We start from the raw sequence: 14,653 nt of genomic DNA on the forward strand, positions 1-14,653 counted from the left end.
TGCTTTATATTTTCCGGTTGATATCCGGATATTTAACGCAATCTTAAGTTGAATCCCAACATTGTGAACGCAAAATTTTATTCCACTCTTTTACTTATAACCTTCATCAGTGGATGGGTAGTATTGAGTGAGGGATTTACGTTCACTGTTACCGACCCTCCAAAGTCTGCCCCCTGCCAACAAGCACTCACCTATCAACTTGGAGATATCGATTCCCGATTTGATGTTTCAGAGCAAGAGCTTATTGAAGTACTAAAGGAAGTAGAAACACTCTGGAGTTCCGCATTAGGTAGAAATGTACTAAACTTTTCAGAATCGGGAAACGTATCTGTTAACCTGATCTACAGTAAAGAACAACAGCTAACCGATGCCGAACGCCAATTCTCCAATCGGATTAAGGCAAAAGAACAGCAAGAAGAAACTGCTCGTCGTGTATTTGATCAACTTTCAAAGCGATATAAAGAGAAAGAACAGGAAGTTCGTCAAACACTTAGTACCTATAATAAAACGGCTTCTACCTATGATGACTTAGCTAATAAATGGGATGGCAAAGAAGCAAATACAGAAATAATAGATAAATTTAACAAGCTTGAACAGCAGCTGAAAAATATCGATGAGGATCTAAAACAAGAGAAACAAAATCTGGCATCACTTAGAGAGCGAACCAATGCCAAAACAGAACAGCTGAATACTCTTATTAAGGAGCATAATAACTTAATTGAAGAGTATAACAATCGTTTTAGTAAACCCAGGAAATTTGATCAGGGACAGTATGTAAAGCGTGGGGAGAATCAGGCCGTTAATATTTACCAGTTTGGCAGTCGTGCTCAGCTCAAAACAGTGCTCGCTCATGAAATGGGACATGCTCTGGGGTTAGATCATGTCGACAACCCAAAATCCATTATGCACAAAATGATGGATGCACAAAATATGGCAAACCTTCAGCTTACAGAAGAAGATATTTCAGTGCTCAAAAAACAGTGCAACATGTAATTCCCGCATGAACATTTTCACTACGGAGCGCTTAGCATTCCAAAAATTTACGCCAGACGACATATCATTAATTTTGGATTTCCTAAATGAGCCGGCATTCCCGATTCGGTAACCCAAATAAACTCTTTGAAATCGATCTTAATTAGCCTCTTCCCTTTGCAGTTGTCTCACTGCATGTTACATTACTTGGGTTAACAGACCGACAAAGAAATCTATCAACTATGGCTCAACGAAAAATAAATCCCGCTGAAGTTATAAACCTTTATACACCGCCCAGCGATTTACCTGAAGACGCTACCCTCGCGTTGATGAAAACGCAGGATATGGAGGTGATACGAATGGTACTCCCCAAAGAAAAAGATATCACCGAACACAGCGTCGACGGACAAATATCGGTGCAATGTTTAGAGGGAAAAACCGAATTTAGCGTTGAGGGCGAAAAGCATGTGCTTACCAGTGGCGACTGGCTGTACTTGAAAAGGAATCAATCGCATTCTCTTCGGGCTATCCGAGATACTATTCTATTGGTCACCATTCTATTTATTAATAACAGTTCAGGAGAAGAATAAAAAGGGTTCGCTTCATCTGTTACCCCTTATTTGGTATCTTAGGCGTCAAAAATTTTAACCACAGATCGTAAGAATGGATCCCGTTACGCACGGACTTATTGGCGCCTCTGCATCCCAATCCGTTGTATCAAAAGAACAGTTACGACCAGCCGCTATCATTGGATTGGTATCGGCCATGCTTGCCGATTTGGATGTATTTATCACTGATCCTGCCGATCCCCTGCTCAATATTGAGCTTCACCGCCAGTTTTCCCATTCCCTAATATTTATTCCCGTGGGCGCTCTTATTGCCGCCGGACTTCTTTGGTATTTCTTTCGCAATAAGATGTCATTCAAAAAGATCTATGCGCTCAGCTTTTTGGGCTACGCCACAGCGGGTATTGTGGATACCTTTACCAGTTATGGGACAAAGCTGCTCTGGCCTTTTTTAGATACTCGTTATTCATGGGATCTCATCTCTGTTTTTGACCCGCTATTCTCAGCGGTTATTCTCGGACTTGTCTTTTTTGCACTCTACAAAAAGAAGTCTGAAATAAGCTGGTTTGTCTGGGGATGGATTATCCTATACCTATCTATTGCCGTAATACAGCAGCACCGTGGTAAATCCGTGGCAGAAACTATCGCCGAGCAACAGAATCATCAGATAGAACGGTTAGTAGTTAAGCCAACACTTGGCAATCAATTACTATGGAGCATCCGCTATGAAGCCCGGGACACGCTATATGCCGGTGGAGTGCGCCTCGGCTTGAATCCCAAAATATACCCCGGGGAATCGGCCCCCTTACTCAACTGGCAACAACAATACAACCAATTTGAAGGCACTACCATCTATAAGGATATTCAGCGATTTGACAAGCTTTCAGAGGGCTATTTGATACATCATCCCGATAAGAAAAAAGTTATTGGCGACGGACGTTATGCGATGCTCCCTACGGAGATGAGTCCGCTTTGGGGGATTAAAGTAGATACTACGCAACCCGACAAACATCCGCCCTTTAAAACATTCCGCGAAGCATCGCCCGCTGTTAAAAATGCTTATCTTGATATGCTATTGGACAGGTAAACGGCAAAATTTGTATTGGGGAATCAAACCTAAGGCCCTTATCTTACCTCATTCATTTTTTATCCCTCATTTCAACAACCTCCATGTTCAATCTCGGCACCTACCAAACGCTCAACGTAGCTCGCATTACAGAATACGGCTACTTTCTTCAGAATACATCCACACGCGGTGATGATGACGTCCTCCTGCCCAATAAACTGGCCTTTCGCGACCTGCAGGAAGGAGAGAATGTACGTGTATTTATCTATAAGGATGGTGAAGAGCGTCTAACCGCCACCATGCAAGATCCAAAAATAACGCTCAACAGTTTAGCTTTTTTGGAAGTAAAAGATGCAAACCTTCACGGGGCGTATCTCGACTGGGGATTGGATAAAGATCTTTTTGTGCCTCACCGTGAACAGGTTGGAAGTATGCGCGAGGGTCAGTCGTACTTGGTGTATATGTATCTGGATGATAAAACCGACCGACTGGCAGCCAGTGCAAAACTGGACAAGTTTTTAGATAACGAAAATATTACTGTCGAAGAGGGTGACGAAGTAGATCTTTGGATTTGGGATAAAACGGACTTGGGCTATAAAGTTGTAATCAACGAGACACATGAGGGGCTTGTTTATCATAATGAGTTCTACCATGATATCTATACCGGAGAACAAACGACGGGCTACATCAAGCAAATCAGAGAAGATAACAAGATTGATGTTACCCTTCGTCCCATCGGATATGAAAAAGTGAGTCCCAATGCTGATTTCATCTTACAGCGACTTCAACAAGTAGGAGGATTTTTGGATCTGCATGACAAAAGCGATCCTGAAGAAATTCACAACCGATTGGAGATGAGCAAAAAGACGTTTAAAAAAGCAATCGGTCGACTCTATAAAAAGAATATTATCCGCATTGAAGACGACGGTATTTACCTGGAAGAGTAATACCTGCAGAAGGTATGATTTTAATAACCCGAATATCTTTTTATTTATTTCTTAATGGCGGGAACATTTCTTAATCTGTAGACTATAATGCAGGTACTTTAAATCTCCAAATTGATCCCTGCAGTTATGATTGACAAATGGCTAAATCTACTGGAAGCTTATATTGGTAAAGGCCTTGAATTTGTTCTCACCCACCTGATGACCGTGGAAGGAATCGTTGTCCTCGTTTTTGGTATTTTTTTTGTAGGACTATTGGCTCAATTACGCTCATAATTGAGTGGGCAATTTCTGCTATTTCCTTAAGCAAAAGAGTAGGATCAGCACAACATTTACAATAATGTATAAATATTATAGTATATATTAATTATTTTGTTGGCAGGCAATAGTTTATAACACTTTACTTAATAAACAGTCATAGACGATATTTCTTGCTGACTTATTCATAAAGTTAATATTTTCATTTACTTACATGAATTTTCCAAATATCCCTTTATAAGGTACTTTTAAGGGGATTGTATTCGAAAAAAATAGAAGATCTATTCTCTCTGTTTATTCTATTTTATGTTGGTCTCCCCCCCCCCTGTTTATCTTATTGCCTATCACTTTCAGAAATGCTTTTTGAGTATTTTGTCGTCAACTTTTAGTCGTTTTTGATATCTAAAAAAACCTTCCAGCCTGGGGCCCTACCTACAACTATAGAACTACCTTTACCAAAAAAGCAATTCCCATAGCCAGGAGTGCCGAAAGCAGTGTTCCAATCAATACATACTCAGCAAAGGTGCGACTTTCAAAATCTTTGAATCGCGTAACACCTTTGGCAGCTAAAATAAATCCTATCGCCGCAAATTGATTTAAGAGTACAAAAAGAAATACAAAGGTGCGCTCAAGTAATCCAATAATCCGTCCCGTGTTGTATTCCTTTTGATCAACCTCTTCTGTCTTACCCAGTGATTTTAATCCCACCAGCTTTAATATATACCGCAATATGATATTGGTTTCATTAAGTACCATTAAAAAACCAAAAATAAATAGATAGACAGCGGTTACCGTTCCATCAGTTATAGCAATACCGGGTAAGAATACTACATTAATACCAGCTAAAAGATTGGCTGCTAACTCATTCGCTGATAACTCAAATATGGGACTACATAAGACAGCTACCGACATTATATGCAATATCAGCATCAATATGCGGTTTCGATTTAGCCTTTTTTTCCGCTTTTCAAGCATCCAAATTAAGGCCGGATTACCAACTAAATAGAAAGCGAGTAATATCCAACCCAAGCTTACCTCTAAAAATGGTAGCCCCAATAATGGAATAATGGTCATCACCCACAGGTCTGATCGAGTTATTCCATCATCCCGTAACATAAGGCGCAGCCTGGACAGCAGAATTAGATTAAGGATCCCTAAAAATATAGCGTAGTTCATGATTTTAATTTTTGATTTATTACCACCGTAATATTATCGCTCAATTCCTCCACAACATCCAGCATACCGGCATCTTTATTTTTATAAAAAGCCGGTGTTGATATTTCCAGGGCCTCCGAAATTTCTTTATAGTCATACCCTTCCTTCATCATATGTAAGATAATGAAACGTCTCTTGTTCCATCCTCTTATTCGTCCCGATAAAAGTTGTAAACTGTTGTTTATGATTTTTAATCCAGGTGATTCTTCATCCTCAAAGCCGATGTTAAATATATATCCGCTTTCTTTAAGCATTTCGATTCCATTCCGAGCCTCATGAAAAGCCGGGCCGTCCATCCCAATAGCTTGCTCGCTGTTAATGGGGGTATCTATCTCCCCCACAGCCAGCGAGAACCGTACGCCCATTGGATGTATGGCAGACATTATCTTCAACATTTGCACAAAAATGGCGTCTGCGCTGTCAAAAACGGCCTGAAATTCATCCCCGAGCGTAATTGTATAAGGAGATACAATACCCTCCTTGTACTCCTCATTAAGAGCCTGCAGATTATCCGACAATACCTCTTGCAGAGTCTCTCTATCCCCATCTTGAACCGATTTAGAATCTTCTATATCTCCAATTAATACCAGTAGTTTATCCATACGATATTCTTTTTTCTATATATAACCATAACAGTTTAAAATATCAATTTTTAACCTAAGTGGTTTAATAATAAAATTTTAAGCCATTATAGTTAAAAACATAGTTGGATAATAAATTTTAATTATCAACGAAATTCTTATTTGTATAAAATGGTTGCTATTTTACGTTTCCTAAAATAAACGGTGGCAAATAAAACCAGAGATTAACAAATACAACATGAATAAGTCGTTAGGATCATCAAAACTGTTTCGGATTATTATCCCCCTCCTGCTTATAGTAGTACTTATCGGAGTGTTTTCGGATTGGATCATTGAATGGATGTGGTTGGATAACCTGGGATACGACCAGGTATTTTGGACCATCAAGATAACTCAAGCTCTGCTTCTTATTTCTTCGCTGGTTATAGCCTTGCTATATGTACTGCCAAATATGGGCAAATTGGGCAAGAAGTTTAGTACCATGCATTTTGGTCAGTCCCCATTGGCTCAGCTAAAACTGCACGAGATTGACTCCAAAAAAATTAAAACAGTTTTTTACGGTGCCGGCGCGGCAATAAGTGTCTTCTTTTCGCTGGCGTTTTTCATGCGCTGGGATACCTATTTTCGGTTTCACTGGAGTGAAATGTTCGGGCAGATTGATCCTATCTTCGGTCACGATATTGGCTTTTATATTTTTCGGCTGCCTTTTTTAGAGCTCATTCAAAACAGTTTAACATCCCTGGTCTTTTTTATCACCTTAGGGGTAATTATCCTCTATATTTATTCAGGCGCTTTATCTTTGCAATCGATACGTAGCTTGAGCGCCAGCAAAGATGTCAAAAAACATATTTTTATTAACCTGGGTATCTGGTTTCTGTTACTTTCGTGGGGATATTATCTGGAGCGATACAATCTGCTTTACAACTCGACCGGAGCAGTTTATGGGGCCAGCTACGTAGACATAAATATTAAATTACCGGTTATCTGGCTTCTTTGTGGACTCACATTCCTAATGGGATTATTTTCCTTCTTTCAACTATATAAAGATCGATTGAAATGGATCATCTACGCCGCTGCCGGAACTATTTTAATTGGCGTAATAGGTAATGGATTATTACCGGGCATGGTTCAACAGTTTATAGTACAACCCAGTGAGCTACAGCTTGAAGAACCATATATCGAGCACAGTATTGAGCAAACCCGCAAGGCCTATGCACTCGATAAAATGAAAACACAGCCCTACAGCGCACAACCGTCCGAAGAGATGGGCTGGCCTACGATTGAAGAAAATGAAGAAACCATTGAAAATATCCGTCTCTGGGATCCACGGCTGTTGATACAAACGTATCGCCAACTGCAGGAAATCAGGCTTTATTACCAATTTTATAATGTAGATGTCGATCGCTATCAAACCAATGAAGGATACCTCCAAATGATGGTAGCCGCACGTGAGCTTTCGGAGGAAATGCCCGAAGGATCCGACACCTGGGTGAACCGAAGATTGCAATATACACACGGCTATGGCTTGGTGATGAGTCCAGTAGCACAAGAGGGTTCGCAAGGTGATCCCCGCCTTGCCATCAAGGATATTCCGCCGGTAAGTGATATAGGACTGGAGATTGATCAACCGGCCATATATTACGGAGAACACAACGACGACTATAAAATCGTCAATACGAATATACGGGAGCTCGACTATCCCCAGGGAGACCAAAATGTATATACCAATTATCAAGGAACCAGTGGCGTGCCAATCGGTAATATTTTCTCGCGCCTTCTTTTTGCTTGGAATTTCGGGGATATCAACATCCTGCTGACTGATTACATAAAAGATGACAGTAAAATTATTTTCTGGAAGCGTATTCAGGAGCGTGTCAGAAATATTGCCCCATTCTTGCGAATGGAAGATGATCCCTATATAGTATTAGATGAGGGTAAATTATACTGGATTCAGGATGCTTATACGACCTCTTCTAATTTCCCGTATGCCGAACCTTTTAACAATTCCTTTAACTATATCCGAAATTCGGTTAAAGTAGTTGTAGACGCCTATAACGGCTCGGTAGAGTTTTATGTTTCCGACGAAAACGATCCCATATTGAACATGTATGAGGATATTTTCCCAAATATGTTTCAGCCCATTGATGATATGCCGGGTACGCTTAAACAGCACGTTCGATATCCAATCTATTATTTTAAGGCTCAGTTAGATAAGTACAACAAATATCATATGACCGATCCTCAGGTATTTTACAATAATGAAGACCTGTGGACCCGACCGAATGAAAAGTATGGCGGTCGATCTATCAAAATGGAACCTTATTATGTCCTTACAAAGCTTCCGGATCAACAAGAACTGCAGTACTTGTTGATTAGTCCGCTGACGCCGAACAACCGTGACAATATGATCGGCTGGATGGCCGCAAATTCGGATTATCCCAATTATGGAGAAGTATCGGTTTATCAATTACCCAAAGATCGCCTTATCTTGGGTCCGGCCCAGATTGAGGCACGTATCGATCAGGATACCGAAATTTCACGTCAGCTGGCGCTTTGGGATCAGCGAGGATCACGGGTTATTCGTGGTAACCTGATGGTAATTCCGATCGAGGATTCCTTCATCTATGTAGAGCCGGTCTTTCTTATTGCCGAAGGAGTCGATATCCCGCAGCTGCAGCGTGTTATTGCTACAACAGGCGAAAAAATTGCCATGCAGCCCACGCTCTGGCAATCTATTGAAGCACTCTATGGCAAACGTGATGAACGCATTGCCACTGCAGAAATTGATACCACTACAGCCCCGCCCGAACAACCCACAGCAAATGTAACGCAAGATTATTCGCAGCTGCAAACCCTATGGAACGAGGCTCAAGAAGCGCTTCAAGATGGAAACTGGGAAGAGTTCGGCAGAAAAATGAAAGAAATCGAAGATCAAATTAACAAGTAGGCAGAACCTAAAATCGCCGGGAGATTTATTCTCGGCGATTTATTGTTTGGTTAACTCTCTAAAGTAAACTGTAACGCGAATTTTGTGCCTGGCTTTTCATTGCTGAATTCAGCCTCGGCATCCAATTGCTTCGAGAGTGTGCGTATTAATTTAATACCCAATGACTTTGGCTTCTCAAGGTTCACCTCTTCCGGTATCCCAATACCATCATCAAGAATAGAAAGATAAACGTCGTCACCTCTTCTATTCAAATTGATTTCAATTTTGCCTTTTTCTTTTTCGGGATAGGCATGTTTAAACGTATTCGTAATAATCTCATTTAAAATGAGTCCACACGGTATGGCCTGATTTACCGTAAGGTTGACGGAATCAACATTCATACAAACATCGATTTCAGTTTTTGATGTGCTCATCGAAGACAAAATTACATCAGTTAATTCTTCCAGATATTGTTTAAAGCCAATTTCCGATAAGTTTTTATTTTGATAAAGCTTCTCATGAATCAAGGCTATTGAATTCACCCGCATCTGGCTAATTTCAAGTACATCCTTTGCTTCTTGTGAGCTGGTATTAAACGCTTGCAGCTCGAGCAGCCCGGTAATAACTGCTAAATTATTTTTCACGCGGTGATGAATCTCTGCTAACAGCACTTCTTTCTCTTTCAGAGATTTTTTAACCTTCTCCTCAGCCTGCTTTCGTTCACTTATATCCACATAAATCCCAAAAATAGCGACTGTTTTGTCATTTACAATTACCGGAACGCCATAGATTAGTACATCAACATAGCTTCCATCCTTGCACAATCGTTTACCCGAGTGGAAGGCCGGCTTACCCTCAAAAATAGTATTTGAAATTTCAAGCGCCTCTTTTTTCTCGTGCTCAGGAACAATAAGCTGATCAATATTGAGACCTTTAATTTCATCAGTTCCATAACCAAAGGTTTCACTAAAAGCCGCATTCACCTGCCTAATCTCCTGTCGCTTATCCAATAGTGCAATAGAAATAGGAGAATTTTGAAACAGTTGACGAAACATTTCTTCATTTTTTCGCAGCTTTTCCTCGGCTTCAAAGCGTTCACTTATATCACGAGCAATAGTTATTACAGCATCTTCCCCAAAATAACTGCCTTTACTAATGACAACCTCCTGCGGAAACACTTCTCCATTTTTACGCTTTCCCCACCATTCAAAGCTTTCTGTTTTCTCATCAAGAGCTTTCTGGATATGGGTTTTCATTTTATCCATATCAACTTTCCCGGGTGCAGCCAACACCTGCGGTTTTTTACCGATAAAATAGGATTGGTCATATCCATACATCTCCACCGCACCGCAATTTGCCTCGAGAAAACGTCCCTTGCTATCTTGTATATATACGGCATCACTAATGGAATCAAAGAGGTTTTGAAACGTCTCCACACTGGAACGGTACTTGCGAAAGATCTCTTTATCTTTGGTAATATCGACCAGCGTACCTACAATCGCAGGTTTCCCCTGGTACATCGTCTTGGAACCATATATACTTGTAACTATAACACGCCCGCCCTTAGTGACTCCCTTAACTTCATACTCCTCTTCGGCCTCGGGATTTCCATTGAGGCGATCCCTCATATTAGCAATAATCAGAGCCCTATCATCAGGGTGAGTAAGATCCCGGGGATGAAATTCTTCTATTATTTCTTGTTGCTCATATCCAAAAATTTCTGCAAATCTCGGATTAACATACTTGAACTTGCCATCCTGTATAAGAAATACACCTACCAACGATTTTTCGGATAGTTTTCGGAAAAGATCTTGAGACTCTTTACGCTCAGTGATATCCGAAACAAGAGAATACACCGAGTGAAGGTCACCATTCTCATCATAAATTAAAGAATTGTGCCATTCACAGAAGATTGTTTCTCCACTTTTCGTTACCGATTTTCCCTCTACTGAATAATGCGTTTTCTGATTCGCAATAGCTTTTTGCAGATTGCTTTTTGCCTGATCTATTTCTTCATCCACAATTAGCTCATCCACAAAGTTATCCCACCCAATAACTTCATCTTCACGCCATCCAAAAAGTTCCTCGGCCTTTTCAGACCAGTCCTTAATTTTGTTGTCGGCATCCCATTCTATTCGTGCCAGCGGATAATTTGACTCGTGAGTAATAAATTTTGGAAAAGCTGTACGTCGAACCTCGTTCTCTTGAACTAACTCGCTAACGTCATGAGCAATAGCTATTTTGGCAGGCCTACCCTTATGATAGAAAGTATGATAGGTAAATTGAACATAAAGCGTATCTCCATCCTTGGTATGTTGAATCCAAATCTTATCTACGCTTTTAGTTTCATCCGATAATTCATCGATTAACTCAACTCTTTTTTTCTTGTCTCCCAGGTCATAGACATCCATCGAAAGGAATTCCTCTCGAGAATAACCATAACATTCTTTTGCCGCCTTGTTAATGTCTAAAATTGCTAACGACTTATGATCGAGAATAAATATAGGTTGATCATCAAAGAATGAAGCGTAATCCCTGTCCATCTCTATAGTACCATTTCTTTGTTAAAATATGCCATCCATACCGTTATTATCGGTGATAATCTATAATTCTATAACAATAATTAAAACCCATACTTTCATTTTATCAATTAACTTAAAATGCCTCTGTGCCTGTTTAGTAAATTTTATATCTTTAGAAGCTTCATTACAAGTATTAACTCTTTCTAAACGTATATTTTCTCTTAATGGCTGAACAGATAACCATTACTTTCCCAGACGGGAATGAAAAAAAGTATCCTAAAGGAATAACCGGACGTGAAATTGCAGAATCTATTTCGAAAGGCTTAGCGCGTGAAGCGCTCAGCATTACCCTGGACGATGATATTATGGATTTAGATCGTCCCATTAACCGCGACGGTACAATTACAATTAACACTTGGGATAGTGAAGATGGCAAATATACGTTTTGGCACTCCTCGGCCCATGTTTTGGCCGAAGCTATTCAAGAACTGTATCCGAACGCGAAGTTTGCTATCGGCCCGCCCGTAGAAAATGGCTTTTATTATGATATCGACTTTGGAGATCAAGCTGTTGGTCAGGATGATCTTGAAGAGATCGAGAATAAAATGATCGAGCTGGCACGTGAGAAAAATGAGTTCACTCGCAAGCCAATCTCTAAAGATGATGCCCTCGATTTTTATAAAGATGTTGGTAATGAATATAAAGTTGAACTTATTGAAAATCTCGAAGATGGCAATATCACCTTTTATGAACAAGGTAATTTTACCGATCTCTGTCGTGGTCCGCACATTCCTGATACCGGTCGTATTAAAGCAGTTAAATTAACCAGTTTAGCCGGAGCGTATTGGCGGGGGGATGAAAACAACGAACAGCTTACACGAATTTACGGTATCTCCTTCCCCAAGCAGAAGCTGCTCAACCAGTACATCGAACAAGTGGAAGAAGCCAAAAAACGAGATCACAAAAAGCTGGGGAAAGAGCTCGGTATTTATATGATCGACCAGATGGTGGGTCAGGGCTTACCGGTTTGGTTGCCCAACGGTACCGTTTTGCGACGTACTCTTGAAGCGTTTCTGCGTGAAGAACAAAAAAAACGGGGCTATCAAGAAGTCATCACACCCCATATTGGAAATCTGGAATTGTACCGAACTTCAGGTCACTTCCCCTATTACCGAGAGTCGCAATACAATCCCATTGAAATGGGAGAAGAAGGTGAAGGCTACCTGCTTAAGCCGATGAACTGTCCGCACCACCACCGGATATACTCGAACGAGCTGCGTAGTTATCGCGACCTCCCACTACGACTGGCGGAGTTCGGAAGTGTGTATCGCTACGAACAATCCGGTGAATTAAATGGACTCTCACGCGTTCGCGGATTCACCCAAGATGATGCTCACATCTACTGTACGCACGATCAGCTTAAAGATGAAATCATCAATGTAATTGAATTGACGGAACTTGTATTCGGTACTTTTGAAATGCCGGTGGACATCCGCCTCTCCTACCGTGATGACAATGAAGATAAATATGGCGGTGCCGAGGAGTTTTGGGACCGGGCAGAACGTGAAATTAAAGAGGTTGCCGATGAAATGGATCTGGATTACAAAGTTGCCCGGGGCGAAGCAAGCTTTTACGGACCCAAAATTGATTTCATTATCCGTGACGCCATTGGTCGAAAGTGGCAGCTGGGCACTATACAGGTAGATTATGTAATGCCCGAACGCTTTGACCTAACCTATGTGGGATCTGATAACAACAAACATCGTCCGGTCATTATTCACCGTGCGCCATTTGGTTCCATGGAACGATTTACCAGCATCCTGATAGAACATTTTGCGGGTGATTTCCCCGTGTGGTTGGCTCCTAAACAAGTACAGATTATACCTGTTTCTGATGATTTTAATGAGTATGCCTATAAATGTGCTTCGAAGTTAAAAGAGAACGATGTCCGCGTTGAGGTTGACACTCGTAGTGAGCCAATGGGTGGAAAAATTCGAGATGCTGAAACGAGCAAGATTCCATATATGTTAATAGTAGGTGGTGATGAAAAATCGGATGGAACGGTATCGGTTCGTCGCCACAAAGAAGGAGATATTGGAACTTTTGATTTTTCTAAATTTCTTTCTAATCTCACTACTGAGATTGACAACAAAGAAGTTCCCGAACATTAGATTTTAAATCGATTATTTTCAATTAAAAATAAGAGGTAACTTATCGCAAGAAGAACAAGAAGAAGACGACCACGTGGCAACGATGATCGTCCAAATGCTAACGAGGAAATCCGTGCATCAAAAGTAAGGGTTGTTCATCCTGAAGATGTCGAAAAGGAACACGAGGTTGTACCCATCGATCGTGCATTAGAGATTGCAGAATCATATGGTATGGATCTCGTCGAAGTAGCACCCAATGCCAAACCACCGGTTTGCAAAGTGCTGGATTTCGGTAAGTATATGTACAAAAAGAAAAAGAAGGAAAAGGAAGCTAAAAAGAAGCAGCACACCGTTCAGGTTAAAGAGCTTCGCTTCCGACCTAATACCGACGATCATGACCTGGAATTTAAAACACGTCATGCTCGTGAATTCCTCGAAGGTGGAGATAAAGTCAAAGCTACAGTTCAGTTTCGCGGCCGCGACATGCTTTACACCGAAAAAGGAAAAGAATTACTTCATGATTTGGCTGAAGAATTAGATGACGTTAGTGAGATCGAATCCAAGCCGAATATGGAAGGTCGCCGAATGATTATGATGTTGGCACCTACCGGCAAGGGAGGTTCATAGTTAGCCCAGACTATCTGAGCTAACCATAATTACATTCAGATATTATTTCTTAGAATCACCCTGCTGAAGAACACCTTCAGCAGGGTTTTTTAATATATTAGATATAAAGATGTATTAATTGAGTGAAGCTCTGGATTATTCCGAGAATAACTTTGGATTAAGAGTTTAATCTGTACCCTTAATTACTTATCTTCCAAGCCATAATTCTAAGAAAGTTAAAAAGGTATTTAGTTATGCCAAAAATGAAATCACATAGTGGGGCTAAAAAGCGCTTTAAGAAAACCGGTTCCGGTAAGTATATGCGTAAAAAGGCCGGAAAGGGTCATCTCCTCACAAAGAAAAAAAGCAGAAAGAAGCGTAAGCTCGGCAAATTTACTGAGGTTAACGAAACTCAGAAAAAGGATGTCGAACAAATGCTTCCCTATAGCTAATTAATTTAATACTAACTCTTAAACATTAGACAAAATGCCACGATCAAGAAATAAGGTGGCTTCCCGTCGCCGTCGCCGTAAGATTTTAAAACAGGCGAAAGGTTACTGGGGCAAGCGAAAGAATGTTTATAAGTTTGCGAAGAACACGATCGAAAAAGGGATGCTGTATCAGTATCGCGATCGTAAAGTCCGCAAACGTGAATTCAGAAAACTCTGGATCACACGCATTAATGCTGCTGCCCGTCAAAACGGTACTACCTACTCGCGACTGATGGGAGCCTTAGGACAAAAAGATATTCAGATCAATCGCAAGGTCTTGGCTGATCTTGCCGTCAATGATCCGGAGACATTCACCGCTATTGTTGAAGAAGCTCAAAGCTAATAGCGTGCAATGA

Annotated in this window: 12 protein-coding genes; 9 read left to right on the top strand and 3 right to left on the bottom strand. The window is 40.7% G+C overall.

The window, feature by feature from the left end; translation table 11 throughout:
* Nucleotides 1-63: 63 nt before the first annotated feature.
* The 4 genes from CK503_RS09560 to CK503_RS09575 all read left to right on the top strand — a co-directional run bounded on the left by CK503_RS09560 (nucleotide 64) and on the right by CK503_RS09575 (nucleotide 3,551).
* Nucleotides 64-993: a matrixin family metalloprotease gene (locus CK503_RS09560; RefSeq protein ID WP_176466276.1), complete on the top strand. Its 930-nt coding sequence runs from the start codon at nucleotides 64-66 to the stop codon at nucleotides 991-993.
* A gap of 221 nt (nucleotides 994-1,214) precedes the next feature.
* Nucleotides 1,215-1,562 carry a cupin domain-containing protein gene (locus CK503_RS09565; protein WP_095606588.1) on the top strand — a complete coding sequence of 116 codons (348 nt, stop codon included), beginning with the start codon at nucleotides 1,215-1,217 and terminating at the stop codon, nucleotides 1,560-1,562.
* Between the two features lie 73 nt (nucleotides 1,563-1,635).
* Entirely contained in the window at nucleotides 1,636-2,625 is a 990-nt protein-coding gene (locus CK503_RS09570; protein ID WP_095606589.1) for a metal-dependent hydrolase, read from the top strand.
* An 83-nt stretch (nucleotides 2,626-2,708) separates the two neighbouring features.
* Nucleotides 2,709-3,551: a CvfB family protein gene (locus CK503_RS09575; RefSeq protein ID WP_095606590.1), complete on the top strand. Its 843-nt coding sequence runs from the start codon at nucleotides 2,709-2,711 to the stop codon at nucleotides 3,549-3,551.
* A gap of 693 nt (nucleotides 3,552-4,244) precedes the next feature.
* Here CK503_RS09575 and CK503_RS09580 read toward each other — a convergent pair.
* Nucleotides 4,245-4,982 (bottom strand): hypothetical protein, encoded by a 738-nt coding sequence (locus CK503_RS09580; RefSeq protein ID WP_095606591.1) that lies wholly within the window; start codon nucleotides 4,980-4,982, stop codon nucleotides 4,245-4,247.
* Entirely contained in the window at nucleotides 4,979-5,623 is a 645-nt protein-coding gene (locus CK503_RS09585; protein ID WP_095606592.1) for a SatD family protein, read from the bottom strand. Before CK503_RS09585 ends, CK503_RS09580 begins: the two co-directional genes overlap by 4 nt.
* A 217-nt stretch (nucleotides 5,624-5,840) precedes the next feature.
* On the opposite strand from CK503_RS09585, the gene CK503_RS09590 reads away from it, so the two are divergent.
* A complete protein-coding gene (locus tag CK503_RS09590) occupies nucleotides 5,841-8,549 on the top strand; it encodes a UPF0182 family membrane protein (protein ID WP_095606593.1) in 2,709 nt (902 codons plus the stop codon).
* A 50-nt stretch (nucleotides 8,550-8,599) separates the two neighbouring features.
* Here the strand turns inward: CK503_RS09590 and CK503_RS09595 are convergent, their stop codons facing one another.
* Entirely contained in the window at nucleotides 8,600-11,071 is a 2,472-nt protein-coding gene (locus CK503_RS09595; protein ID WP_095606594.1) for a PAS domain-containing sensor histidine kinase, read from the bottom strand.
* A gap of 203 nt (nucleotides 11,072-11,274) precedes the next feature.
* Between CK503_RS09595 and thrS the strand changes: the two genes are divergently transcribed.
* The 4 genes from thrS (at nucleotide 11,275) to rplT (ending at nucleotide 14,640) form a co-directional block, all read left to right on the top strand.
* Complete coding sequence (gene thrS / locus CK503_RS09600) at nucleotides 11,275-13,221, top strand: threonine--tRNA ligase (RefSeq protein WP_095606595.1); 1,947 nt, start codon at nucleotides 11,275-11,277, stop codon at nucleotides 13,219-13,221.
* 42 nt (nucleotides 13,222-13,263) lie between these two features.
* On the top strand, nucleotides 13,264-13,827 hold the full coding sequence (gene infC, locus CK503_RS09605; RefSeq protein ID WP_095606596.1) for a translation initiation factor IF-3: 564 nt from the start codon (nucleotides 13,264-13,266) through the stop codon (nucleotides 13,825-13,827).
* 233 nt (nucleotides 13,828-14,060) lie between these two features.
* A complete protein-coding gene (gene rpmI / locus CK503_RS09610) occupies nucleotides 14,061-14,258 on the top strand; it encodes a 50S ribosomal protein L35 (RefSeq protein WP_095606597.1) in 198 nt (65 codons plus the stop codon).
* Nucleotides 14,259-14,292: 34 nt separating this feature from the next.
* Complete coding sequence (gene rplT / locus CK503_RS09615) at nucleotides 14,293-14,640, top strand: 50S ribosomal protein L20 (RefSeq protein ID WP_095606598.1); 348 nt, start codon at nucleotides 14,293-14,295, stop codon at nucleotides 14,638-14,640.
* The last annotated feature ends 13 nt before the right edge of the window (nucleotides 14,641-14,653 follow it).

Source organism: Fodinibius salipaludis, from assembly GCF_002287075.1.
GTDB classification, from domain to species: Bacteria; Bacteroidota; Rhodothermia; order Balneolales; family Balneolaceae; genus Fodinibius; species Fodinibius salipaludis.

Bases quoted from the DNA above. Each gene is read 5' to 3' on its own strand.
- CK503_RS09565 (WP_095606588.1), top strand. From the start codon at position 1,215: ATGGCTCAACGAAAAATAAATCCCGCTGAAGTTATAAACCTTTATACA.
- CK503_RS09570 (WP_095606589.1), top strand. From the start codon at position 1,636: ATGGATCCCGTTACGCACGGACTTATTGGCGCCTCTGCATCCCAATCC.
- CK503_RS09575 (WP_095606590.1), top strand. From the start codon at position 2,709: ATGTTCAATCTCGGCACCTACCAAACGCTCAACGTAGCTCGCATTACA.
- CK503_RS09580 (WP_095606591.1), bottom strand. From the start codon at position 4,982: ATGAACTACGCTATATTTTTAGGGATCCTTAATCTAATTCTGCTGTCC.
- CK503_RS09585 (WP_095606592.1), bottom strand. From the start codon at position 5,623: ATGGATAAACTACTGGTATTAATTGGAGATATAGAAGATTCTAAATCG.
- CK503_RS09590 (WP_095606593.1), top strand. From the start codon at position 5,841: ATGAATAAGTCGTTAGGATCATCAAAACTGTTTCGGATTATTATCCCC.
- CK503_RS09595 (WP_095606594.1), bottom strand. From the start codon at position 11,071: ATGGACAGGGATTACGCTTCATTCTTTGATGATCAACCTATATTTATT.
- thrS (WP_095606595.1), top strand. From the start codon at position 11,275: ATGGCTGAACAGATAACCATTACTTTCCCAGACGGGAATGAAAAAAAG.
- rpmI (WP_095606597.1), top strand. From the start codon at position 14,061: ATGCCAAAAATGAAATCACATAGTGGGGCTAAAAAGCGCTTTAAGAAA.
- rplT (WP_095606598.1), top strand. From the start codon at position 14,293: ATGCCACGATCAAGAAATAAGGTGGCTTCCCGTCGCCGTCGCCGTAAG.